Genomic DNA, 26751 nt, shown 5'->3' with positions numbered 1-26751 from the left:
TTTGATTAAAACTAATTTCCACTACAAATAGATTTTTTGATAAAAGTGTTTCTGTCATTTTTAAAATAAATAAATTTAAAATTTCTCTCTTATGAGAGAAATATCAATAATTGTCCATTGTCAATAGTTAATTCGTATTGTATAAGTGTAAACTTAAATAACTAACAGTACAATTTTATGAATGGATAGATTAATTTTAAAACTAGTATATCTATATATAGGGGGAAGGGGTGGTAATATGAATGATTATATGAATTTTGTTACAAAAGCTTGGAATGAATTTGTAAAACATAATAAGGTTAATAAAGAAATTAAAAAGGATATAAGAAATTCATGGATAAGGTGCAAGGAATATAATGTAGATTATATGGATGGAAGAGGTATTGAGGAATACAAAGTTCCTGTAGAAATTAAAATAAGAAAGAATGTGGAATTAGTTTCAGTGGCACATTCTATAATGGAGAATTTATATAACACAATATCAGGCTCAGGTTTTGCACTGTTTCTTTCAGATAAAGATGGATACATATTAGATGTTATTGGCGATGAGAATATTTTAGAGAAAGCTGAGGAATTAAGATTTATAAAGGGAGCATTGTGGTCGGAAAAAGCAGTAGGAACTAATGCTATAGGAACCTGTTTGTATTTAAATAAACCAATACAAACTATAGGTGCTGAACATTATGGAATAGAACAACATTCTTGGACATGCTCTTCAGCACCTATTCATGATAGTGACGGCAAAGTATTAGGATGTATTAATATGTCTGGTATATGTAAAGATGCTCATCTGCATACTTTAGGAATAGTTATTGCAGCAGCTGAATCTATAAAGAAACAATTAGAACTTATATTATCCTATAACCTATTAAATATAACTTTTGATTCTATTATAGAAGGTATGATAGTTATAGATGAAAATTTTAATATTAAGAAAGTAAATCATAGAGCGGAAAATATCTTAGGTATAGATAGAAATGAAATATTTAAAATAAATATAAAGAAAGCCTTGGGAAATTTAAATTTTAATTACATTATAGAAAACTATGATGAGTCCTACAATAATATAGAATGTGATTTTCATATTAAAAATAGAAGAATAAAGTGTATATTGAATGTAGTACCAATGAGTGTTAATAATAAGTTTATGGGAGTAGTTATAACTTTTGGGGAAAGTAAATTTGTACATAAGTTTGTAAATAAAGTAGTAGGTTATAATGCAACTTATACATTTAAAGATATTGTAACTAGTAACGAGAAAATGATAAATATGATAAATTTTGCAAAGAAAGCTTCAAAAAGTGATTGTAATATACTAATAGAAGGGGCTAGTGGTACCGGAAAAGAGTTGATAGCTCAAGCTATACATAATTACAGTGAAAGAAATAATGGTCCTTTTGTAGCTGTAAATTGTGCTTCAATACCTAGAGAGTTAATGGAAAGTGAACTTTTTGGATATGATAGAGGTGCTTTTACTGGAGCTGCTAAAGAAGGGCATCCAGGAAAGTTTGAATTAGCTGATGGGGGAACTATTTTCTTAGATGAATTAGGAGAACTTCCACTAGATATGCAATCTAAACTATTAAGAGTTTTAGACAACAATACCATTGTTAGAGTTGGCGGAAATTATGAAAAGAAATTAGATGTGAGAATAATAGGAGCAACTAATAAAGAATTAATAGAAGAAATAAATAGAAAAACCTTTAGAGAAGATTTATATTATAGGTTAAATGTAATGAACATAAAAACGATTCCTTTAAAAGATAGAAAAGAAGATATAGAAATACTAGCAAAATATTTTGTTAATAATCTTAATATAAAAAATATGGATAAATGTAAGCTTATAAAAAAAGATTATATAAATCAATTAAAAAAGCATGACTGGCCTGGCAATATAAGAGAACTTAGGAATGTAATAGAGAGGGATTATTACTCTAGTGAAAATGATATGATCTATATGCAGTATTCAGAAAATGATTCCATAATAGAAAGTAGTTTTAATAATGAAGAATCAAAGGATTTAGATAAGATACTTCCTATAGATGTTTTAGAAAAAGAAAGTATAATAAAAGCTATTAATCTTTGTGAAGGTAATATAGTAAAATCTGCGGAAATGTTAGGAATAAGTAGGGCTACTATTTATAGAAAGATAAAGAAATATAATATAAAAAATGTGTAGCTTTGTTTGTTTTTTAACTATCAATAAATAGCATTGTGTATGTATCAAAATGAGAATAAAATAAAGATAATCTCAAAATGAAACAGTAAAATATGTATCATTTTGAGATTATTTATTTTAATAATTATTTTTCATATTAAATTGAATTTTAATTATAGAGATTTGAATCATAGGAAAATGGCTTGATACAACTGTTTATAACAAAGTGAGTAAGAGAAATTAAATAATATCTAAAAAAGTATCACAATTCGATGTCTTGGTATAATAATTGCTTTATAGGTATGTGAGAAAATTAACAATATATGATGATTATCTTTAGGAGGTATTTTATTATGAAGGCAGCGTTATGGTACAATAAAAAAGATATTAGAGTTGAAGAAATAGAGGAACCAAAGGTTACTAAAGGAAATGTAAAAGTTAAAGTTAAATGGTGTGGAATATGTGGTTCAGATTTACATGAATATTTAGGAGGACCTATTTTTATACCAGTTGGACAACCACATCCTTTAAGTGGTAATGTGGCACCAGTAGTTCTAGGTCATGAATTTTCAGGAGAGGTCGTAGAAGTTGGAGAAGGTGTAACTAAGTTTAAAGCTGGAGATAGAGTTACTGTAGAACCTATAGTAGCTTGTGGAGAATGCCCAGCTTGTAGAGAAAGTAAATATAATCTATGCTCTTCACTAGGATTCCATGGACTTTGTGGCAGTGGTGGAGGACTTGCAGAATATACTGTATTTCCAGAAGAATTTATACATAAAATACCAGATAGTATGTCTTATGAACAGGCAGCATTAATAGAACCAATGGCTGTAGCGCTTCATTCTATTAGAATTTCTAATTTTAAAACAGGAGATACTGCTATTGTACTTGGTTCAGGACCAATAGGGCTTGCAACAATTGAGTGCTTAAAAGCAGCAGGAGCAAAATTAGTAGTAGTATTACAAAGAAAATCAATTAGACAAGAATATGCAAAGAGAGCAGGAGCAGATGTTGTACTTGATCCAAATGAAGTTGATATAGCCGAGGAAGTTAAAAAACTTACTAATGGAATAGGCGTAGATGCAGCATTTGAAACTACAGGAGCAAAGATAGGCTTTGATGTAGGATTAAATAGCTTAAAGTATGAAGGAACTCTTGTAGTGACAAGTATTTGGGAAGAGGATGTAAGTTTTAATCCTAATGCCTTAGTGTTTTCTGAAAAGAAAATAGTGGGTACCTTAGCTTATAGACATGAATTTCCAGCAACAATTGCACAAATGAACGATGGAAGAATTAAAGCAGAAGGATATATAACTAAGAAAATAGTTCTTGATGATATAGTAGAAGAAGGTTTTGGTGCATTAACTGGCCCTGAAAAGAAAAAACATGTAAAGATTCTTGTAACTCCAGATAAATCTCTTTTAAATGAATAAAAGAAATAACCTAATCATTTTTTATAAAGAAACTTAAGCATATAACCAATATATACAACGATAATGAAATAGTTAAATAGAAAAATACCATAGTAACTTTTTTATAAAAAGATTACTATGGTATTAAAATTTTTATTTATTAATGACTAATACTAGTATATGGATATAATGTAGTTCCCCAAATTGAAACCTTTATTTCATTTGTTAATGGAACATTATATTCATTAATAATTGTTCTCCACCATTCCCATGCAAGGCCTGTGCACTCTCTTGCCAAAATTCTTATATTTTTTGAGTTAGGTGGAAGTGATATTACTGTAGAGTAATGAGCTGTTTTGTCTTTATAGTTTCCATCCCATGTTTTATGGTTTAGTATTTCTTTTCCGTTCTCATCATATGAAAACTCATCCCATGATACTTCAAATTGAGCAACATATGCACCGCTATGGTCAAGAATTATTTTACCTCTAGAATATTCTGTAGATGTAGTTTCAATATAATCTGTTTTATTATGAACAGCAGCAACTGAATTATCTTTTAAGAAAACACTTGTATATGAAATTGGATATGCTGGATTTTTAGGACTAAATTCAGCATTTTCCTTAATTATATTTCGTATTTCATCAAAATCTTTTGTGATAATCTTATTGTGTTCCTTTGAATCCCCGCCTAATACTACAACAGTAAATGAACTTTCTTCAAAAATATCTTTGTATTGTCCACTAGCCTCTACGTTGTTATTCTTAAGTAATGCTTTAAATGCAGCTTGTACATCTTTACTCTTAGATGATGTTTCTAATTTTACATAAATTGTTCTACCATAAGCTACATTGGACACCATAACAGGTGGTGCTTCATTATTTACTCCTTTACGAGTTAATTCTTGAAAAGTAACACTATCATCAAAAAGATCTGATGGATTATTAGGTAATTCTGCGCTTACAGTATAGAATATTTGCTTATATGCAGCAACCATTACTTTTTTCTCACCATTTGATATAGCGTTAAAGTCTATTCCAAGTGAATTATCAAGAACTTTAGAATTAACATTAAGAGCACTTGATATTTGATTTTTGCTATAAACCATAGACTCTGAATACTGTGTTCTTGCAGGTAAAGTATGTGTGGTTGAATATTTTTCATTCCAAGTAGATACTAATCCATCTATTGCTCCAGATACATTACCATATGTTGGGTTTTGCACTGCTATTGTGTTTCCATTTTTCATACCTGGTAAATCTATAGAGATATTTAAAGGTTTTCTTTTACACATTAATATATTAGGTCGATTTTCAACAAAAGCATCATTTGCAAGTTGTAATGCTCCTGGGAATGTGCGATCAGTTACAGAATCGATAATTGAAATATCTACTGGTGATGTTGTAAGTGATTTCTTATTACGTTCAACTACTATAAATTTTCCTTTTGATTCAAAACCTTCTTTTGGAACAAAGCTTTCTATATTATCACCATTTACTGCTAGAATTGCATTTCGGTCATAATTTAAGTTTGCTATACCAGAATCGATATCACTTGAATTATTTGTTGCAACCGGTGAGTTAACTAGTGTTTTACCAAAGGTAACAAATGGATAGGAAATAACACATAAACTAAGAAATAAGCATACTAATAATTTTTGTGTTTTAAAATGTTTTTTTAGCCTCATAATATTTATCCCCCTCTTGTATATGATGTCAATTGAGTTTATCAATTTAAACTATTGTGATAGTTAAACTAATAAATTCACTTTAACATGAATGCTAATGCAACAACTAAAGTAAAGATTTAAAGGATTTTTATTGTAAGGATTACTATAACCTATAATATTTACCAGGAAATGATATGGATTTAAACTAAAAAATGTAGAATTATCATCACTTTTATAATGACTTATATTTAAATAATTATTAATACTATTGTAGGTGAATTTATTGCTATAGATTCTGAAAAGCATCAGTGGATTTTTTAGAAAAAATTTAAGATATTTATTTTCTAAATTTTGCAATAAACTTTCTTAGTCAATAGTATGTGCGGATTTTTTTATAAAACGTCTAATATATTAACTTCTTATAAATAATGTATATTTATAATCTTCAGAGAAGCTCAATATATCTTATGCTTTAGTAGAGTACCCTTTATGCTTGTTAATACGAAAAAAAATTAAAATATTGCCCCATAAACTTTGTTATCTTATTGATTAAATAATATCGATATCCTTTCATGGTATTTTAACCCTAAAATCCTTAAAATTACATTTATTGCATAAATAATTCATGTTATGTAAATTATAGCATGAATTATTTATATAAAACAATAATATTATTTATAAAATTATAATTTTATAAAATATTCTTAAAAATTCATATTTATATAATTGCTCCACAATATTAATATGGAGAAGAAAATGTAATATATTGATAATATTTGAACAATTATTAAATTATTTAAATTTAATAATGTTTCTTGTATTGGAGTTAAACTATAATGACAACTAATTAGAAGGTAATGGAAAAGTATTTTGTTTAAGGGACGGTTCATAATTATATTTAAGTAAAGCTATATTATTTTATAAGAATTAAAATTTTAAAGAAGACAGAGTAATCAATATAAGATTAATAATTGGAGAATTAGAGAAGAAACCATCAAAGTTAATAAAAAGTGCAATTAAAGCAGATGTGGTAGTAGAATCATCAATAAAAAATACCATACTTTTTTAAAATATATTTTTAAAGAGAGAGAATACTTATTATCTCATATTACAAAAATTTATATTGCTTGAAGCAATAAGATTTAAAGTAACTTTAATGTAAAGAGTATTTTTGCTATAATTATAAGAAGCTTATATTAGATTAATATTATAAATATTTATATGCTTTAATTTTTAATATTAATCTTTATAAAACCATGGAGGTATTCTATGAAAAATTTTTTTACTATTAGTGAAATTTCAAAAATCTTTCATGTTACTGCCCAAACATTACGTTATTGGCAACAAGAAAATTTAATTCGTGTCGATAAAAATGCTGAAAATGGATATCGCCAATATGCCTTTCCAGAAATGCTTCAAATATCTGATATAATATTTTATAGAAGCCTTAATGTGCCAATAAAAAAGTTAAAAGACTTAAGCAAGTTAAATCTTTCTATGATAGATTCAATGCTTAATGAAACACAAGTGGATCTTGAAGAAGAAATAGATAAACTAATTAATATAAATGAAAAATTAAAATCAAGAAGAAGAAAAATTGATGAATTGTTTGAAATTAAGAATAATAAATATAAGCTTGATTTTCCGGATATGGATAAGATAGTCTCTTTTAATTTTACAGAAGAAGATAAATTAAAATTATATTTAGAAGATCAATATCATTACACAATTTTTTTTGATAAACATAAAAATGAATTTCTATGTAATTGCATTTCTGTACCCTATGATTTTTATAATTCTGAGATACTTTGGGATAAAAATGCAACTAGAAATAAATTTGCTCTATGTATAGTTAGGTCTGCATTTAATGATTGGTTAGATAATGATTTAGATGAACACTTATCATTTATTAAAAATCAAGGCTATTCAACTGGAACTGTAATTTGTAGATATTTACTATCTGCTTATGATAATAAACAATATGACTATTTTAAAACTTGGATTGAATTATTAGATTAAATTTAATTAACAAAAGGACTTTTAACTCATAATAAAAGTCCTTTTAATTATGCAATTATAACTAAACTTTACTTACCTTTGGTATGTTTCTAGTATTACAATGAATTCCACCTCCATATAAGTTTAATGGTAATGTATTTATTGCATCTTTGATTTTTATAATAACAACTTATAATAACATCTACAATTCCACTAAACTTTTAACAATTTCTATGCTTACCGTATCTCTATCATATTCATCAGTCCTTGTAGAATATTTAGTTAATGGCCACATTAAGCTTATCGACTCTTATGTTTCAAACTCTCCAACTATTTTAAATATATTTTTTCCCATAACTTATCACTCATGGTTAATCTATTATTTAAATATCAATTTTTAACTATCAACATTCTAATTCTAAAAATAACTTTAATGTCGAATATAAAACAAAATTTTTTAATTGTTTATATACTAATATTTTTATATTTAACTTAGATAATATTCGATATAATAATTAAGTTTTAAAATTATTATACTAACTGAAATTATTATGATACTCATGATAGATTTTATAGAGCAGCGTAACTATTTAAGGTGCATAGAGAAGAAATATTTACAATAATTTAACAAAATTATTGAATTTATATATAAATATACTATAATTTAATTGTATGTTAATAAAAGGGGAGATTGGGAATGATATGCACAAAATGTAGAGCTGAAAATCAAAAGGATAGTTTGTTTTGTAACAAATGTGGTACAAAGTTATCATCAAATAATGAAAAACAAAGCAAAAGATTAATTAAGGACAAAATAAAATTGCTTAATAACAAAAAAAATCTTATTATGTTGTGCACAGTTTTAATAATAATAATCTGTGCAGTATCTGGAATTATTTATTTTAATAATCCTATATCAAAATTTAAAAGTGAAATTATAAATAATAAACAGACAGAAGCGGTTAAACTCTATCATAATAAAATTAAAGGAGATTCAGACAAAGAAGAGAAAGCAATTTCATTTTTAAAGGGTGAAATTGCTGAAATTGAAAAATCATTTGTGGATGAAAAAATAGATTATGATAAAGCCAAAAGCAGGCTTGAAACAATAAAAAATACACGCTTAGTGCCAACCGATGCTACTAATTCAATCATTAAAGTTAATAATCTTAATAATTCAAGAATTGCATTTAAAAAAGCAGAGGAGTTTTTTAAAAACAATGATTTAAAAAATGCTATAGAAGAATATAAAAATGTAATATCTGATGATAAGAACTATGAAAAGGCTAAAGAACAGATTAAAAATAATGAAAAAAAGTATAAAGATCAAATATTAAAAAGTGCTGAAGAATTTGCAAATAAAAAAGACTATGATAAAGCAATAACAACATTGTCTGAAGCAATATCAGTTTTTTCAGATGATGTGGATTTAACCGCAAAAAATGAAACATATAAAAAATTGCAACAAGAAAAATTAGAAGCTGAAAAGAAACAAAAAATTGAAAAATTAAAAGGAGTGCAAGAATTAGTTGTAGTTAGTAGCAGTGTAGTTTCAGACTATTTTAATATTCACGATGAAGCTCAAGTTATAGTGAAAAATAATACAAATAAAGTTGTTAAGAATTTTACAGTAGGTATTCTTATGTATGATGGTAATGGATATCCTCTTAAGTCAGGAATACTTGCTGGAGAAAATCAATTATTTAAAGGTAAATCTGAGTCAGCAAATATACAAGCAGGTGAAACATTTGGTTATAATAGATCATGGAACTTATATACAAATTATGGAACTGTAAAAGAAGTAATTGCTTGTGTTAGAGATGTTGAATACTATGACGGAAGCAAATGGACAAATGATTACTATAATTATTGGCAAGATGAACATTTAGGTAAACCATATAAATAATTATAACTAAAACCTGTACTAAATATAAAAGTACAGGTTTTTTGCATTTTTGAAAAGAGAGGTTAATATTTCAATAATGAATATGTTTAATTATTGAAATAAAAGAAAAGTCCACTTTTATGTAATTATTAATTTAAACTATTAATAAGAAGAGACTTGATTATTTAATGGTAAAGGTTAATAGGTTAAGATAAAGAGGAAAAGGAAGGGAGATAGTTTGTAAAACTATCTTATTTATTTTCCTCTGAATAAAGTAAATATATCATTTAAAATACTTTACTGTGTAAAAGCTAAGAAGTACATTTGGATTTTAGAAATAAATATACTACTTCATAATGCATTATAAAATGTCAGTGAAGTAAAATTCTTTTAAAAGATTTTTTATTTAAGGTTCAGTAAAGGTATGACATTAATTCTTTATAGATTTAGAAAGTGGAATGTAAAGTACTACAGCTACAAATATAGAGAAGGAACCATTAATTAGTGTTGCAGGTAAGCTTACAGCTGAACTTAATAGAGCTGCTGTAAATCCACTTCCGGCGAATAAAAGTGTTATGATTCCAAATAAAAATTCTCCTACAAGATTGAAGGCTATGCCTGCTACAGCACCTAAAATTGCATACTGAACTTTAATAGATAGTTTTTTAGCTGAGATACATACACTACCTAATCCTATGCCAAGGATAAGAGAAAATATATATAACACAGGGTTTACTACTAGTTTTTTCTCAATTCCAGTTACAGTAATTTCATTACCAAGAACCATTGAAATAATAAAAAGTGTAATACCTACGCAAATAAGTATGACTGAAGCAATGGATATCAATTTTATAGGTGATTTTGCATCTTCTTTATCTCCTTTTGAGGCCACTATTCCTACAATTGCTCCTATACCAAATTTTAGTAAAAAAGTTTTTGGAACACTAGAGGCATATCCATTCATTAGGTCAAATAGACCCATACCAATAGAACCAGAAAGTCCTCCTATGGTGCCTGAAAAAAGTAGTGCAGCTAAGATTACGAACATGTTTCCCATGTGTAAAAACGGTTTCCCAACAGGAGATGGTATTGGTATTTTAAAAAGTAAGGCTACATAGCAAAGAGCAGAAAAAAGTCCAATTAAAACCATAGTGTGTATAGAAAATTTATGTTGTTTTGTATCCAATGTATTTGCCCTCCATTATTAATAATTTAATAAAAGATTAATATAAGCTTCACATTACTACGTCAGTTTCAGTCACTCCAGTGCTCATTTACCTAAGTAAACTCNNCTTCGTTCCTTCATTTCCTTGTTCTGTTCGCTTATATTAACTTTTCAAAGATTAATATAAGCTTCGCATTACTGCGTCAGTTTCAGTCACTCCAGTGCTCATTTACTTTAGTAAACTCTGCTCTTCGTTCCTTCATTTCCTTGTTCTGTTCGCTTATATTAACTTTTTAAAGATTAATATAAGCTTCACACTACGTCGTCAACTGCATTCGCTATGGTGCTCATTTACCTAAGTAAACGACCCTCATCGCTCACTTGTTTCCTAGTATTGTTCGCTTNNAGCCTCATGAAGACTAATCCCTCTTACTACTGCAGCTGAAAGAGCACTAGTAAAAAGGTCACCAGTACCGTGATAACTGTTTGGTATCTTTGTTGTTAAAGAATAGTGAACTTCTCCACTTACTGAATCATAGCAAGCAGCACCAATCTGATCATCATTAAAAGATACTCCAGTAAGTACAATTTTTGATGGGCCAAGGGTAGAAAGTTTCTTTAATAAACTCTCCACGTACTCATGGGTATATGGCGGCTTTACATATTTTTCTCCTAGGAGTAAAGCAGCTTCTGTAAAATTAGGTGTTATAACATCTGCAATTTTGCAAAGTTTTTTAAAACCTTTACACATTTCGTCATCTAATTTGCTGTAGTATTTTCCGTTATCAGCCATTACAGGATCAATTATAACTATAGTTTTTTCATTTTTAATTAAGGCTACAATATCTTCTAGTATCTCTGCTTGATGAGGACTTCCTAAATAACCTGCATATATAGCATCAAATTCTAAATTTAAAGAATGCCAATGTTCTGCCATGTTATACATATCTGAACTTAAATCACGAAAGGTATACCCAGTGAATCCGCCAGTATGAGTTGAGAGCACTGCTGTAGGCATGCAGGTACACTCTACCCCAGCGGCAGAAATTACAGGTAAGGCAATAGTTAATGAGCATTTTCCAAAGCCTGATAAATCATGTATTGCAGCAACTCTTTTTAATTTTTCCAATATTAATTTTCCCCCCTCACTTGAATAATTTATATCCCTTGATATACTATACATAATATTTGTCGTTATTAAAATGTACAAATATTAGAATTTTAACAAGGACAGTTTAGGGAGAGGGGTTTTTTATATGGGTAAGATTAGTAAAATTACTATTAATACTGAGAATTCATTGGGAATACCGTTATATATTCAGCTTTATAATCACTATAAATCACTTATTGCTTCAGGAAGCCTTAAATCAGGTAGCAAACTTCCATCTATAAGGCGCTGTGCATCAGAGCGAATGATAAGTCGTACAACAGTTGAAGCGGCATACTTACAACTTGCCGCTGAAGGTTATATTACATCTAGAGCAGGTAGTGGCTTCTATGTGAGTGATCTAAATTATACGGATATACAAACTCCATCCCTTTTAAACTATACAAAGTCATTAGTAAAAGAAGAACCATTATATGATTTCGTAAGCTCCACTGTCGATCATAAAAGCTTTAACTTTGATTTATGGAGTAGATATATTAAGAGTGCACTTCGAAGTGGAGACAGGCTTTTATCTTATGGTGATGCCCAAGGGGAGTATGATCTTAGAGTGGCTATAACACGTTATGTAGCTGAACGCAGAGGAGTTATATGTACTCCAGAGCAAATTGTTGTTGGTGCTGGAATACAGAGTTTGTTACACATTTTATGCTCCTTAACAGGGGTACGGTCACCAGTTTTTTTTACAGGAGGAGAATTTGAACAAGGGAGATCAATTTTTCAAGATAGAGGTTTTGAGACATTTATATATGGTCCATTGACTAATGATCTATCTGAATTTGGGAAAGCAAAGGCAAAAATAATATACACATTTCCATCCAATAGCACACCATGGGGAGATGTTATGCCTATACAGACTAGACTTTCGTTGTTATCCTTTGCTAAGGATCAAGATTGCTTGATTATAGAGGATGATTATGATAGTGAATTTAGATATTATAGTCGTCCTGTTCCATCTCTACAAGGGCTAGATGGAGGACATAAAGTGGTGTATATGGGGACTTTTTCAAGACTCTTACTACCTTCTTTAAGAATTAGCTTCATGGTATTGCCTATGAAATTAATGGATGCCTATAGTAAGTGTGGAGAGAATTATAATCAGACAGCTTCAAAAACTGAACAAATTGCTCTATGCCAATTTATACGAGATGGCCACTTAGAGAAACAGATAAAAAAGGTAAGAAAACTCTATATGGATAAAAGTAATCAGCTTTGTCTTGCTGTAAATAAGATTTTTAAAGACAAAGCCAAAGCAATATCAGGCTCTGGAGGATTTTTAATTCAAGTTGAGGTGAAAAGTAATCTCTCATCTAAGGAACTGGCAAGGCGTGCTGAGCAGGTTGGGGTTTTAGTAAAAGCCTTTGATTCTGTAGAGAAAAGCAAATACCCAACATTGTTGTTATCTTGTTCAGGAGTTTCTGAGGAGGATTTTGAAAAAGCGTTAAGGTTACTTAAAGACGCATTTTTTAAGGAGTAGCATGGTGAAAAGCAGTAAATTGATCCTTTTGAAGATTTACCATTTTTGAATTTGGGATGGTGGCTTCAAAGGCTTTCCTTTTATTTGGCAGAATAGGTTGAAGAACAGATTTAAAATAATGAAAAAGAGTATAAAGAGTAAGTACTAAAGGGTGAGGAAGAATCTGAAAATGAAACATTAGTCTATAACAATGTATGGAACTTATATACAAATTATGGAACTATAAAAGAAATAATTGATTGTGTTAGAGATGTTGAATACTATGATGGAAGTAAATGGACAAATGATTACTATAATTATTGGCAAGATGAATATTTAGGTAAACCATATAAATAATTATAGATAAAACCTGTATTAAGTATAAAAGTACAGGTTTTTTGGATTTTGAAAAGAGAGATTAATATATAAATAATGAATATGTGGTAATATCCGAATTATTTGAAAAACAAATAGCTAGAGATTTGCTATAAATATTGGCTATTCGACAACATTTCTGGTGTACTATATAATTTTAGTTATTGAAGTAAAACCAAAAGTTAAACTATTAACGGAAAGATAATTTTCATGTAATTACTATGTTTGTAAATGCTGTATAAAAATAGTTGCTTAGATGTAAATAAATCTGTGAGGAGAGATTAGTTATGTTTAATAAAGATTCTATGACTCCAGTTGAAAGAGGAGCCGCTATTGCCAAGGGAATGGAAGTGGACAGATTACCATGTAACCCCAATATTGCAAATGGAGTTGCCAGGGTATATGGCTGTAAGATTTCTGAGTTTAATCACAATCCTAGAGCCATTGCAGAAGCACAAATGGCAACCTATCGTAAATTTGGCTGCGACAGTCTTCGTATTTTTACTGATTTGTTCACATGGGCGGAAGCCATGGGGGCAACTGTTACTTTCCCTGATGATGATACTGCTGATTTGGCAAAACCGGCAATTTTTAGTGTAAAGGATATTGATACTTTGCGTCCTGCCAATCCTTATAAGGATGGACGATTGCCAATACACCTTGATGCAATGAAATATCTTCAGGAACTTGCGAAGGATGAAATAAAATGTTCTGCTGGTATTGTTGGACCTTTTACTAACGCATTTTTCTTGTTTGGTGTCAATGAAACGCTGAAGCTTATCCACAAAAATCCTGAAGCACTGCATAAGCTTTGTCGCGCTTCTCTTGAAACCTGTAAAGCTTATGCAAAGGCAGCAATTGATATTGGACTTAGCCCTACAATATCTGAGCCTATGTCTTCTTGTACAGTTGTAAGTCCTAAGGATTTCAGAGAATTTTCTTTGCCCTACTTAAAGGAGTTTATTGATTATATTAAAGGATATGGTAGTAATGTAGTAGTACATATCTGTGGACAGACTGATAAGATTTGGAAGGATATTGGGGATTTGGATATCGGGGGTATGAGCATAGATAATATTGCAAGTTTAAAAGATTGCAAGGATACAATTGGCGATCAGACCAAGATTTTAGGCAATGTTGACCCGGCTGGAATTATGTATTCTGGAACTCCTAAGGACGTTCGCATTAAAACATTAGAGGGGATTTTGGATGCTTACGACTCTCCAAAGGGTTATGTTGTAATGTCGGGATGTAGTCTGCCAGTGGAAACCCCATTTGAGAATATTGAAACTATGATGAACACTGTTCGTGAAGTGGGTTATCCTGTTCAGCCAGAAAGAGTTAAAGAGCTTTTAGATCGTTATAGCAAATAATATATACTACAAGTTAAAGATAATATAAAAATAGACTTGATTATTTAATGGCAAAGGTCAATACATTAAGATAAAGAGGAAAAAGAAGGGAGATAGTTTGTAAAACTATCTCCTTTATTCTGCTCTGAATAAAGTAAATATATCATTTAAAATACTTTCCTGTGTAAAAGCTAAGAAGTACATTTGGATTTTAGAAATAGATCTACTATTTAATAATGTCTTATAAATCACCAATGAAGTAAAATTCTTTTAAAAAACTTTTTATTTAAGGTTCATTAAAGGTATGACATTTATAATTAAGTCATAAGGTAGCTACTTATAAACAATTTAATGGAGGTATAGATAGTATGAAAAAGATTATGAATATAACAAAAAAGAAAGCAGGTGCGTCTATCCTTTGTGGTGCACTTGTTCTAACATTAGGAACAGGAAAAGCTTTTGCTAGTGATGTTGATGATTCTGTTCAAGTAAGAAATGAAAATGGAGTTATAACGTACTCTATAGATGGAGGTCAAACATGGAGTGAAGATGCTCCTGAAAGTCTGAAAGGATTTGAGAGCGAAGATGGGAAAATAAAAATTAAAAATACTAATATATCAAAAGGTGATATTGGCATTAGTGTACAAGTAAAGTTAGAAGATGGTGTTAAGCTATATTCTACAGATGGAGGTCAAACATGGAGTGAAAATGCTCCTGAAGGCTTGACAGAACTTAAGAACGAAGATGGGAAAATAGAAATTAAAAATGCTAATATATCAAGGGATGATATCGGAATTAATGTAAAAGTGAAGTTAGAAGATGGTGTTAAATTATATTCTACAGATGGAGGTCAGACGTGGAGTGAAAATGCTCCAGAAGGCGTTGAGGCATTCACTAAAGAAGATGGAAAAGTAGGAATTAAAAATTCTGATCAAACAGAAAGTGGACTTTTTATAGGTGGACAGGTAAAGTCTGAAGATGGTATTTTATCTAAAGGCGGTAATAGTTTTATGGTGAAAAATGAAAATGGAACAAGACTTTATTCTGAAGATGGCGGTCAGACTTGGAGTGAAGATCTTCCAGAAGGTATGTCTATAGAAATTAAATAAGAATTTAATAAAGAAGAAATCAAAGAGTATCCGCAACAAATTGGTATGACAGCCTTTTTGGTGCGGATGCTATTATGATATAATATTAAAAAAATAAATATTAGTAATTTCAATATAACTGCTTAGGATAAAGTTATGGATTAATTATTATATCAATAATTTATGCTTTTGACGTAGTGAAAAGGAGAGATGTATGTGCGAATTTTAATGGTAGAAGATGAAAAATATATGGCGGAAGCTATAGAACAGGTTCTAAAGAAAAATAATTATAGCGTTGACTTAGCTTTTGATGGTGAATATGGATTAGACTGTGGGCTTTCTGGTATATATGACATTATTATTCTCGACATCATGCTTCCTAAAATGGACGGAGTAGGCGTATTAAAAGAATTGCGTAAAAACGGTATTGAGGCACCTGTTATCCTGTTGACAGCAAAGGGCGAAACTGAGGATAAGGTGATAGGTCTTGATAGTGGAGCTGACGACTATTTGGCAAAGCCCTTTAAAACAGAAGAACTAATGGCACGTTTACGTGCTTTAAGCAGGAGAAAAAATGAACTGATAAAAGACAACATTTTACAATATACAGATATTGAATTGAATCCGCTTACTTTAAACCTTAGTTGTGGCAGTAAAGAATTTAAATTGACTTTAAAGGAATGTCAACTGTTAGAGCTTTTAATCAAGCGAAAAGATATTATTATTTCAAAGGACTCTATCATTGAGAAGTTATGGGGTTATGAAACCTGCGCAGAGGATAATAATGTGGAAGTGTATATATCTTTCTTACGTAAAAAATTAAGCCGTATAAAATCTCAGGTTATCATTCAAACGGTGCGAGGCGCTGGATATGTCTTAAACACTGCAAAGGATGGAGATTGATATGTTTAAAAAGTTACGTAATAGGTTCATTATACTAAATATGTCAATTATCTCTGTAGTGATGATTAGTGCCTTCGTAGTTATTTATTTTACAACGTATAATAACACACAAACAGAAAATAGAGATAAACTTGAAACGTTATCTTCAAGAATAAACACAGGGGCTCTTAGTTTGCCAGATAGTACAAAAAAAGATAATATAATTATTAGTATGATTCCTTCCGACTCTTCTTCTTCTTTTCGTATACTTGTAAATTCAGATGGTAACATTGTTAAAATAATTTCACATATTGACATGTCTAAGGAAATATATTTTAAGGCAGCAGAACTTGCTTGGAATGAGAAAAAAGATTATAGCATCATTTCCCTTGAAAACAGGAGATGGCAATATAAAATATCTCCTATTGGAAGAAATTTTATAACTCATGAAAATGGGAGCAAAACTATAATAAACTTTAATGATGGCAATTATCAAATTACATTTTTAGATGTAACAGATTCTCACAAAACATTGATGGAGCTCTTTACTACATTATTTTTTGTTGGGATTATTATGCTTTTTGTCATATTTGCAATCAGCCTTTTCTTTGCAAACAGAGCTATTAAGCCTATTTCAGAGGCATGGCAGAAGCAAAAACAATTTATTGCTGATGCTTCTCATGAATTAAAAACACCTCTTGCTATCATAAACGCCAATTCCGATGCACTTCTTGCAAATCAGGAGGAAACCATTAAAAGTCAGAAGAAGTGGCTTGATTATATAAAAAACCAAATTGATAGAATGAGTAAACTTGTAAATGATCTTTTATACTTGGCTAAGACAGAAGATACAAACAGCAAAATATTTTATATACCTTTTAATATTAGCGAAGTAGTAAGTGATGTCATATTATCAATGGAGGCTGTGGCCTTTGAGAAAGACATTAGACTTTTACAAGATATAGAAGCAAATATCATCATTAAAAGTGACTGTGAAAAGATTAAACAGGTAGTTACTATACTAGTTGATAATGCAATAAAATATACAGATGAAAAAGGGCGTATTGATATTATGTTGAAAAAAACAAGACATCAATTAGTGTTTTCTATTAAAAACAGCGGCAAGGGTATACCGAAAGAAAATATAACAAAGCTGTTTGATCGTTTTTATAGGGCTGACTCTGCAAGAACACAAGAAAATGGTGGTTATGGTTTAGGATTGTCTATTGCTAAAGCCATTATAGATAGATTGGATGGTAAAATTTACGCCGATAGTGTCAAAGATGAAAGTACGACTTTTACTTTTACACTTGGATTATAATACAGGTTTCCTTAATGGGAATTTAACTTATACATGATTTTAATTTCTATAATAAAAATTCTTATTAATGAATTAAAAATGAAGAATGAAAAATGAAGAATTATGGTTAAAACTCCACTGGCAAAGCCTTTGGAGTTTTTTAAATAAATTTTATTTTAAGAAATTCACTAGAGGTGAATTTCATCATTAATTCTTCATTATTAATTATTAATTTCTAGCAGGTTAAGCTTTCATTTAAGGTTCGTTAAAGGTTGAGAAATTATAATGGTAAATATGGAGTGGTTATTCACAAAATATAAGACGTTAAAGGAGAGAAAATCAATATGTATGTTTTTCAAAATGCATTAAAAAATATAGTGCGAAATCGTGGAAGAAATATTTTGATGGGTATTATAATTTTTGCCATTATTGTTACAACAGTAGTTGCCCTGATTATCAATAATACTGCAAGTGGAATTATTGATGATTATAAGACTCGTTTTGGTTCAGAGGTTACTATTACTCCCAATATGGAAAAAATGAGACAGCAGGCTCAAACACAGATGGATGGTGGTAAAAACACTGTTAGAATGCAGCGTCCACCTATATCACCAGATCAATATATTGCCTTTGGTGATTCAGAATATATTTTAAATAGTACTTATACGGCAGCTGCTGGTGTTAAGGGAGAAAATATTACCCCAATGGATGCAGATGCCGCAGAAGATAAATCTACAATAGAAGGCAAACCTACAATGATGGGACGGGAAGGAGCAAACGGCTTTCAGCCAGAAATGCGCCTTTACGGAAATCTTTGGGAGGATTTTGAAGCTGGAGATCGTGAAATTGCAGAGGGCAGGATGGTAGAAAATAAAGATGAATGTGTTATAAGCACAGATATTGCTGAGCTTAACAATATTTCAGTTGGAGATATAATTACTTTAGATGGAATGCTTACTGATGAAGAAGATAATACCCATAATATTACGTATACATTAACTGTTGTTGGTACTTTTTATGATACAACAGAAGAATATTCTAACTCAATGTTCAAAAATCCTTATATGAATAGACGTAATGAGATCTTAGCTGATTTTGATACAGTTTTAGCTCCTATGGATTTAGGACAAAGAGGTATCGAGATTACTGCTACCTATTATTTAAAAGATCCAGATATGATAGAAAATTTTAGAAATGAGGTATATGAAAAAGGTCTAAACGAAATATATGATGTTGCAACAGATGAAGCAAGTTATCATAAAATTGTGGGCCCAGTTGAAGGTCTAAAGAGTATTTCTGTTACTTTTATGATTATAGTTTTGATTCTTGGTGGAATTATCCTTGCACTTCTTTCTTCAATTTCTATTCGTGAAAGGAAATATGAGGTTGGCGTTCTAAGAGCTATGGGTATGAAAAAAGGAAAGGTAGCTTTAGGACTTTGGGCAGAAATGCTTATCATAACCTGTATCTGCTTAGTGATTGGAATAAGCTCAGGAACAGTTGCAGCACAACCTGTAGCAAATATTTTACTTGATAATCAAATTGTAGCAGCAGAGTTAGCGGAAAGTAAGGCAAGCGAAGGAGGGCCTAAAATGACAATAGTAGGTGGAAAACAGGCAAAAACTACAAATGTAGAACCACTAGATAATATGGACGTTTCGCTTGGACTTAATACAATAGGAGAAATTATTGCCATTTCATTACTTCTTGCTTCAGTTTCAGGAATTGTTTCCATAGGTAAAATCACTAAATATGAACCTATTAAAATACTGATGGAAAGGAATTAGGTGAGATATATGAGTGTATTGTCATTAAAAGATGTAAGCTATAAATATGAAGGTGGAAAAAAGATAGTTTTAAATGGAGTGAGTGCAGAATTTGAATCAGGAAAGGTTTACACAATTGTAGGAAAATCCGGTTCTGGCAAATCCACACTGCTTTCCCTTATTTCAGGTCTTGACGTTTGTACAGGCGGCGAGATATTGTATAGACAGGGAAATCTTAAAAATATTGATCGTGACAAATACAGGTCAAAGGACATTGGAGTAGTATTCCAGGGGTTTAATCTTTTAACAAATGCAACTGCGATGGAGAATATTGTCCTGTCCATGAATATCAGCGGTAGTGATGAAAAGGATAAAAAAACTTTTGCATATATGCTTTTGAAGAATGTAGGTATTGATAGAGAAACAGCAGATCGTAAAATACTAAGGCTTTCTGGTGGAGAACAGCAGCGTGTGGGTATTGCAAGAGCCTTATCTCATAGTCCAGGTGTTATAATTGCAGACGAACCTACAGGAAATTTGGATAAAGATACTGAAATGGAGATCCTCAAAATTTTCACTGCCCTTGCTCATGAGCAGAATAAATGTGTTATTATTGTTACTCACTCTAAGAAGGTTACTTCTGTTGCTGACGTAGTTTTAGGTATTAATGAAGGTAAGCTACTAAAGGTCAGTGAATAGTAAGGAAATTTGAAAAATAATAATCTAAATAAAAAATAATTTGACAAGAAGATGCAATGGAAAATTTAATTTTTATAGATTAATATTTAATAAATTTCTTTTAAAGTTTATAATAAAATTATGGACAAGCAGTTTTTCTTTAGTGATGGAGTGCTAAAGAAAATGATTAAAAGATTAAACAAATTTAGATGTAGGCAGATAAAGGTTCATTTTCACATATAGAACATAATACAAAGGAGAAAATTTAAAATGAAAAGTGAAAAATTGCAATATAAAGTAAACTTTGTGAAGATAGTAAGTTTTTTATTATTAATTACTGCGTTTTTTATTCTTTGGAAAGTAATAGACAATCAATATATTGCTAAGGCTGCCGGAAGAAAAGAAAGCAAAACAGTTATTAATTCTAAAGATAATGTTTCTAAAGTAAAGCAATGTTTAGAAGTTCCGCTAATTATGCAAGAACCAGAGCTAGCACGAGGATGTGAAGTAACTAGTCTTGCAATGCTTTTGCAGTATATGAACATAGATGTGGATAAAATGGAGCTTTCAAAAAGGATGAAATATGTTCCATTTATAGATGAAGATGGGCAACGTGGAAATATGCATGAAGGTTTTGTTGGTGATATGGAGACTTTTGATAATGATGGTTTAGGTGTTTATGTGGAGCCAATCATTGATTTAGTAGAAAAATATGTTTCGTCTGAAAGAATTATAAATCTTACAGGAAAAAGTATGAAAGATTTATATAATCAAATTGATCAAGGTCATCCAGTCTGGGTGATAAACAACTCCAGTTTTCAAGTATTATCTTCAGATGAATTTGAAACTTGGAATACAAAAATAGGTGAGATGCAAGTTACATATAATCAGCATAGTGTGATTATTACAGGTTATGATGATAATTTCATCTATATTAATGATCCACTTTATCCAGAAGCTAACCAAAAGATAAATCGTATAAATTTTGAAGAGGCATGGAAGCAAATGGGCTCCCAAGCAATGACAATTAAAAAATAATCTTTTAATATATCAAAGAAAGAGTATATAGGAGATAGGATATTATAACTACTCAAAAATGTGAATACAACTAAACAAATTGTAAATACAATTTATTTAGTTGTATTTAAGTAATAAACTTAAAAAAGTTTTAATTTGAAAATCAAGCTCTTCAAAAATAGCTAAAACTAGTGATAAATATAAATCAGTATAGTTTACTTTAAGTTATAAGCAGAAAATCATAACAATTGATAAATATCTGCCTTAAATAGAAAAAGGCTAATTTTTGTAGGTGAGCTGAATAAAATTAAATAAAGATTAAAATGAGAGAAGTCAATTGGACTTCTCTTATAAATTTTTAACAATAAATAGATTAAAAATTTATAAATCCATATTAAGAGTATTGAGGTATTTATAAAAATAGCCACTGGCTATAAAACAAAAAATATTGTTTTATAGCTAGTAGCTATTTGTTTTTATATATTAAAATGTCATAGGAGAATCTATAGTAAATATAGTTAAAGATTTAAATTTTTACGAAATTCATTTGGAAGTAAGCCTGTATTTTTATAAAATAATTCAGAAAATCGACTTGCATTTTTATAACCTACAATTTGTGCTACTTGATTGATATTTAAATCTGTATTTAAAAGTATATGTTCTGCTTCATGCATTCTTTTATTTTGTATATATTGGGTAATTGTACATTTGTAAACACTTTTAAATGTATATTTGAGCTTAGTTGTACCCATGCAGGCAATTTTGGCAAGTTGTTCTAGATGAATATCAAAAGCGTAGTGATCATCAATATATGAAGCTACAGTTCTTATACTTTCCATATCCTGATTGGATATTTTTTTAGCTGGTGATGTAGAAGCCAGAGTTTTTGATTTATCAACTATTAGAGAGATGGCTTCAGCTACTTTACTTTCATAAAATAGTTTTGCTGACATACCAGTTCCGCGATAGTTTTTGAGCTGTTTCAATAAATGGACTAATTCAGGAAAATTAGTAGCACCATCTATACTTAAAAAAGCGGAGCATGGATTTTTATATTCTCCAGGGTACTTTGTTTTTAAATAATCGTTGTAGTATTCCGGCATAATTTCAATGCCAATAGAACGAATAGGAATATTTTTATGAAATAGAGCTTGATATAAATTATAATTTCCAATAAAACCTCTGATACAGCCGCAATTTATTCGTTTATATGGTTTAAATTCTTCTCCTGATCCTGATTCAAAGTAACTAATGCTTAAATATTCTGGTATTTTATATTCAAGAAATATGTCTTCGGAAAATACAAAATCATGAATAGAAATAGAAAATAAGTTTTTATGAGTATAAACCCAATAATGACCAGAACTTTTTTCAGAGAGAATAGAATATGTTATACCTTCACTGTTAAAACCTTTATATTCCTTATCTAAATAAAAACCATACTTCATCAGACAGGGGTCATGTATTTCTTTTAGAATATCCTCCATCTCATTACCTCCTTATACCATAATTAGACGAATAAACACCTCAAATAGATATATATTAAAATTAAATTGACTACTTATGGATAAACCACTAAAAAGTTAATGTGCAACTAATAACTACATCATTAAATATTTCAATTTATAACTTAAAATAATGCACAATTCAAAATTCAAAATTCACAATTAAGGTTGAAATTAGTTTTAATCAAACTAATTTCTTTAATAAAATTTTTACTAGCAATACAATTGCTAGTTTTTCCACCTCTGGGGAACAGTAGTGAAGCCCTTTAGGGTTCCCCTGAGGTGCAGTATAGTTCGGAACGACATTAATAAATTTAACTAATACTGTTGAGATACTACAATTGCTAGTTTTTTTATTAAAAAGTTACTACAGCACTTTAAAAACAAATCAACTCTAAATTTTTCAGCTTCTGCTAAGAATTTATCATAATTGTCGTGGTCAATCTTTAATTTCATATTAATGCAAACTTAAATAATTTAATAACACAATTCTATGAATTCATAGATTAAATTTAAAAGTAATATATATGTTTATATTTCACAGAAAAGTTAGTTAAAACTAACTTTAAATCATTATATCGTCTAATCAGTAAATAGACAAGAAGATGAGAATAGAAATTGAAAATAAGCTGTCATATGAATCATTTAAAGAAGAATTTTTAAAAGAAAAATGGAGAGTATTTCCTAGGAATAATCTATTGGAATAGGATAAATATAAAAATTTATAACTAGAAGATATGCATCATCCTCTAGCTTTTTTATGGTTGTAGATAAAATATTTGTTATGCCACGATTAGACGAAAATATACCATGATTAGACGAAGGTTATAAAAATAATTGAAAAGTGAAAAAAGCTAATGTATCATCATACTTGGTTAGTATAGACTAACTCTCGAAACCCAGGAGGTGAGAATGTTGAATAAAGTGGAGTTTAAAGCATCAAAACCTGATCCTAGAGTATTGATATTTCAAGTGATTGTTGTATCAAGCCTCAATTTTGTAATAAATCGTCCTATAGAGCTATTATTTTTATTTATTGTAATGGATATCTTGATGATATTTCAAGATATGACTTCAACAGCTATTAGGTTTGCAATTACTTATATATTGTTATATGTAGGTAATGCTTTGCTTATATATCTACAAGTGCCGCTTATTACCATGATGTTTACAACATTGATATTCTTGTGTCTTCGTTTATTTCCAGTTTACATGGCATGTATTATACTACTTGAGAAAGTCTATATGGATGAGCTTTTGTATGCATTGGAAAAGATGCATATTCCGAAAGTAGTAATTCTTCCATTAGCTGTAGTGTATCGTTATGTTCCAACCATAAAGGATGAAATAAAACAAGTAAGAGAAAGTTTAAAGATGAGAGGGATAAATACTTCTTTTATTGGAATAATAACACATCCTATAAGTGCTGTAGAAAACTTTATGATACCGCTGCTAATACGAAGTGGTAAAGTATCTGAGGAGCTATCAGCTGCATCACTATGTAAAGGGTTTGATACAGAACATAAAAGAACATCATGTACTGAAGTGAAATTTCAAATAAGAGATGCTATTTATTGCCTTGGATGCATAGTTATTTCCGTCTTATTTATAGTAATTCATAACAGTAATATTTTCATTTAAATAATGGAAAGAAATGAGGAGATTGATTTGGATGAGAATCAAAGTAAGGAACAATACTAATGAAAATGTAATTGAATTTAATAATGTTAATTTTACATATAAAGACAGCAAAGAAAAAAGTCTACTAGATTTTAACTTAAAGATAAAACAGGGAGAGTTTATTGTACTGACAGGAGAGAGCGGCTGTGGGAAAACAACAGTAAATCGATGTATTAATGGTTTGATACCAGAATTTTATGATGGTGAGCTAGAGGGACAAGCTATTATTTATGGTATGGATATAAGTACCACTCCACTTAGAGAAATTTCAAGAGAGGTAGGTTCTGTATTTCAAGATCCGCGGTCACAATTTTTTACCTTACATGTAAAAACCGAAATTCCATTTCCAAGTGAGAACTATGGAATTAGCAGAGAAGAGATACAGAGTAATGTAAGAAAGTCCATAGAGGATTTGAAATTAGATTCTTTAATGGATAGACAAATTTTAAATTTATCAAGTGGTGAAAAGCAAAAGATTGCAGTTGCGTCTGTTTATGCTCTAAAACCTAAAGTATATGTTTTAGATGAACCATCAGCAAATATGGATGTGGAAGGAACTAAACAACTTTTTGAGATTTTAAAAATATTAAAGTCTAAAGGACATACAATTATAGTTTCTGAACACAAACTATATTATTTAAAGGATTTAGTAGATAGAGTAATTATAATGAAGAAAGGAAAAATAGAAAAAATCCTTGGAGGAAAAGTTTTTAAACAGAAATCAAATCAATGGTTTGATGATATGGGACTTCGTCATATTGCATTAGATACACTTCCATCTCCACAGGTTAAAAAATTTTCAGCAAAAGAAAAAAGTTATCCATTACTTCAAGTAAATAATCTTAGCTTTGCTTATAAGATGGGAAAAGCACTATGGTCTAATATATCTTTTAATGCCAATGGAGGAGAGATTATAGGAATTATGGGGAGAAATGGTGCTGGAAAAAGTACCTTAGCAAGAGTACTTATGGGGCTTACAAGACAAAAGTATGGAAAGATATACATAAATGGAAAGCCTGCAGGAAAGAGATGTCGTATTAAAAATTCTTTCTATGTTATGCAGGATGTAGATTATCAATTATTTGCTCCAAGTGTATGGGATGAAATGCTTATTGGTAAAAAAACTACTAAAGATATAGAGGAAAAAGTAGAAAAATATCTTAAGTTATTTAACTTAGAAAACTATAAGGATTCTCATCCTGCATCACTTTCTGGTGGGCAAAAACAACGTCTGGTAATTGCTCTTGCATGTATGCAGGATAGCAAGTTTTTATTTTTGGACGAGCCTACTAGTGGATTAGATGCAAAAAATATGAAAATAGTTAGTGATGTTTTAAAAGATATGGCAAAGGAGGGAAAATGTATTTTTGTAATTACCCATGATTATGAGTTTGCATTGAATACATTTAATCGTTTATTATATTTTGATGATAATAGAAAATTTAGTATTTTACCATTTAATGAATATTCAAGTGAATTAATTTATTCAAGAACTATGGAATAACTTTATAATAAAGGAGATGTTATTATGGCTAAAAAGAAAGATAACAATAATGCTGTAAGAAAGCTGATAACAATTGGGATATTTAATGCCTTGATAATTGCAATATTTTTTCTTTTAGGATTTACTATAGGTCTGTTTCCACCAATTTTAGTAGTACTGCCAATTATTTTGGCACTTGTTGGGGGGATTATCTTTATGCTTATGATTGCAAAAGCTGATATGACTGGAATATTTGTTATAAGTGGCACACTTCTTGGACTATGCTTTTTAACTATGGCACCTGGTGGTGTTATGGGGATTTGTACTTTCTTTGGAGGAGTACTTGGAGAAGTTATATTTAGCATTATGGGCAGAAAAAAATTCTTAGCAGCAGCTACAGGTTTTGCTACATATATGCTTGGATTTGCTCTAGGAGAATATATTCCTTTTGTTTTTATGAAGGAGGCATATATTGCTCAAGAATCCGCAAAGGGTTCACAGTCCATAGAAATATTAAAAAGATGTTTAAATATAGTAAATGTTCAAACTATGATTATCTTAAGCATTATAACAATTATTGCTGCATATGTAGGAAGCTTATGGGGCAAAAAACTTCTTCATAAGCATTTTGAAAAAGCAGGAATTGTATAAGAAATAATTGAAGAAACTTATATTTAATATGGATTTTAGATAAGAAAAAATATTAGATGATTCTGT

The 26751-nt window shown here is 29.8% G+C and carries 20 protein-coding genes and 1 pseudogene; 16 read left to right on the top strand and 5 right to left on the bottom strand.

Annotated elements, in window-relative coordinates:
* Positions 1 to 238 precede the first annotated feature (238 nt).
* Both B3603_RS14455 and B3603_RS14450 read left to right on the top strand, forming a co-directional pair.
* Entirely contained in the window at positions 239 to 2179 is a 1941-nt protein-coding gene (locus B3603_RS14455; RefSeq protein ID WP_291566145.1) for a sigma-54-dependent Fis family transcriptional regulator, read from the top strand.
* Positions 2180 to 2511: 332 nt separating this feature from the next.
* Complete coding sequence (locus B3603_RS14450; protein WP_291566143.1) at positions 2512 to 3591, top strand: 2,3-butanediol dehydrogenase; 1080 nt, start codon at positions 2512 to 2514, stop codon at positions 3589 to 3591.
* A gap of 139 nt (positions 3592 to 3730) precedes the next feature.
* Here the strand turns inward: B3603_RS14450 and B3603_RS14445 are convergent, their stop codons facing one another.
* Positions 3731 to 5257, bottom strand: a complete 1527-nt coding sequence (locus B3603_RS14445; RefSeq protein WP_291566141.1) for a thiol-activated cytolysin family protein — start codon at positions 5255 to 5257, stop codon at positions 3731 to 3733.
* Positions 5258 to 6508: 1251 nt separating this feature from the next.
* Between B3603_RS14445 and B3603_RS14440 the strand changes: the two genes are divergently transcribed.
* Positions 6509 to 7258 (top strand): MerR family DNA-binding transcriptional regulator, encoded by a 750-nt coding sequence (locus B3603_RS14440; RefSeq protein ID WP_291566139.1) that lies wholly within the window; start codon positions 6509 to 6511, stop codon positions 7256 to 7258.
* A 676-nt stretch (positions 7259 to 7934) separates the two neighbouring features.
* A complete protein-coding gene (locus B3603_RS14435) occupies positions 7935 to 9143 on the top strand; it encodes a DUF5780 domain-containing protein (protein WP_291566137.1) in 1209 nt (402 codons plus the stop codon).
* A gap of 409 nt (positions 9144 to 9552) precedes the next feature.
* Here the strand turns inward: B3603_RS14435 and B3603_RS14430 are convergent, their stop codons facing one another.
* The gene (locus tag B3603_RS14430; protein ID WP_291566135.1) at positions 9553 to 10308 is read right to left on the bottom strand and encodes an ECF transporter S component; all 756 of its coding nucleotides are present in this window, start codon (positions 10306 to 10308) and stop codon (positions 9553 to 9555) included.
* Positions 10309 to 10675: 367 nt separating this feature from the next.
* The gene (locus B3603_RS14425) at positions 10676 to 11416 is read right to left on the bottom strand and encodes a pyridoxamine kinase (RefSeq protein WP_291566133.1); all 741 of its coding nucleotides are present in this window, start codon (positions 11414 to 11416) and stop codon (positions 10676 to 10678) included.
* A 127-nt stretch (positions 11417 to 11543) separates the two neighbouring features.
* On the opposite strand from B3603_RS14425, the gene B3603_RS14420 reads away from it, so the two are divergent.
* From B3603_RS14420 to B3603_RS14385, 9 genes and pseudogenes are all read left to right on the top strand, one after another.
* Positions 11544 to 12929, top strand: a complete 1386-nt coding sequence (locus B3603_RS14420; RefSeq protein ID WP_291566131.1) for a PLP-dependent aminotransferase family protein — start codon at positions 11544 to 11546, stop codon at positions 12927 to 12929.
* Between the two features lie 177 nt (positions 12930 to 13106).
* Positions 13107 to 13265 (top strand): annotated as a pseudogene (locus B3603_RS23285) (DUF5780 domain-containing protein); the annotation flags it as partial.
* Positions 13266 to 13570: 305 nt separating this feature from the next.
* Positions 13571 to 14656, top strand: coding sequence for a uroporphyrinogen decarboxylase family protein (locus B3603_RS14415; protein ID WP_291566130.1), 1086 nt, complete (start codon positions 13571 to 13573; stop codon positions 14654 to 14656).
* Positions 14657 to 15003: 347 nt separating this feature from the next.
* Positions 15004 to 15744, top strand: coding sequence for a WD40/YVTN/BNR-like repeat-containing protein (locus B3603_RS14410; RefSeq protein WP_291566128.1), 741 nt, complete (start codon positions 15004 to 15006; stop codon positions 15742 to 15744).
* 195 nt (positions 15745 to 15939) lie between these two features.
* A complete protein-coding gene (locus B3603_RS14405) occupies positions 15940 to 16626 on the top strand; it encodes a response regulator transcription factor (protein ID WP_291566126.1) in 687 nt (228 codons plus the stop codon).
* 172 nt (positions 16627 to 16798) lie between these two features.
* Entirely contained in the window at positions 16799 to 17926 is a 1128-nt protein-coding gene (locus B3603_RS14400; protein ID WP_291566124.1) for a sensor histidine kinase, read from the top strand.
* 323 nt (positions 17927 to 18249) lie between these two features.
* A complete protein-coding gene (locus B3603_RS14395) occupies positions 18250 to 19692 on the top strand; it encodes an ABC transporter permease (protein WP_291566122.1) in 1443 nt (480 codons plus the stop codon).
* A 9-nt stretch (positions 19693 to 19701) separates the two neighbouring features.
* Complete coding sequence (locus B3603_RS14390; RefSeq protein WP_291566120.1) at positions 19702 to 20370, top strand: ABC transporter ATP-binding protein; 669 nt, start codon at positions 19702 to 19704, stop codon at positions 20368 to 20370.
* Between the two features lie 285 nt (positions 20371 to 20655).
* On the top strand, positions 20656 to 21387 hold the full coding sequence (locus B3603_RS14385; RefSeq protein WP_291566118.1) for a C39 family peptidase: 732 nt from the start codon (positions 20656 to 20658) through the stop codon (positions 21385 to 21387).
* Positions 21388 to 21884: 497 nt separating this feature from the next.
* Here B3603_RS14385 and B3603_RS14380 read toward each other — a convergent pair whose 3' ends face one another.
* Together B3603_RS14380 and B3603_RS14375 are read right to left on the bottom strand one after the other, a co-directional pair.
* The gene (locus B3603_RS14380) at positions 21885 to 22853 is read right to left on the bottom strand and encodes a helix-turn-helix domain-containing protein (protein ID WP_291566116.1); all 969 of its coding nucleotides are present in this window, start codon (positions 22851 to 22853) and stop codon (positions 21885 to 21887) included.
* 336 nt (positions 22854 to 23189) lie between these two features.
* Complete coding sequence (locus B3603_RS14375; RefSeq protein WP_291566114.1) at positions 23190 to 23327, bottom strand: hypothetical protein; 138 nt, start codon at positions 23325 to 23327, stop codon at positions 23190 to 23192.
* A gap of 456 nt (positions 23328 to 23783) precedes the next feature.
* On the opposite strand from B3603_RS14375, the gene B3603_RS14370 reads away from it, so the two are divergent.
* The 3 genes from B3603_RS14370 to B3603_RS14360 are packed head-to-tail and all read left to right on the top strand — an operon-like array spanning position 23784 to position 26685.
* On the top strand, positions 23784 to 24512 hold the full coding sequence (locus B3603_RS14370; protein ID WP_291566112.1) for an energy-coupling factor transporter transmembrane component T: 729 nt from the start codon (positions 23784 to 23786) through the stop codon (positions 24510 to 24512).
* 31 nt (positions 24513 to 24543) lie between these two features.
* Positions 24544 to 26055 (top strand): ABC transporter ATP-binding protein, encoded by a 1512-nt coding sequence (locus tag B3603_RS14365; RefSeq protein WP_291566110.1) that lies wholly within the window; start codon positions 24544 to 24546, stop codon positions 26053 to 26055.
* 24 nt (positions 26056 to 26079) lie between these two features.
* Entirely contained in the window at positions 26080 to 26685 is a 606-nt protein-coding gene (locus tag B3603_RS14360; RefSeq protein WP_291566108.1) for an MptD family putative ECF transporter S component, read from the top strand.
* Positions 26686 to 26751 lie beyond the last annotated feature (66 nt).

The sequence above is a fragment of the Clostridium sp. UBA2485 genome (assembly GCF_002341865.1).
Taxonomy (GTDB): domain Bacteria; phylum Bacillota; class Clostridia; order Clostridiales; family Clostridiaceae; genus Clostridium_J.
The sequence above is the reverse complement of the archived record's forward strand: the minus strand, read 5'-3'. Positions and strand labels throughout refer to the sequence as shown.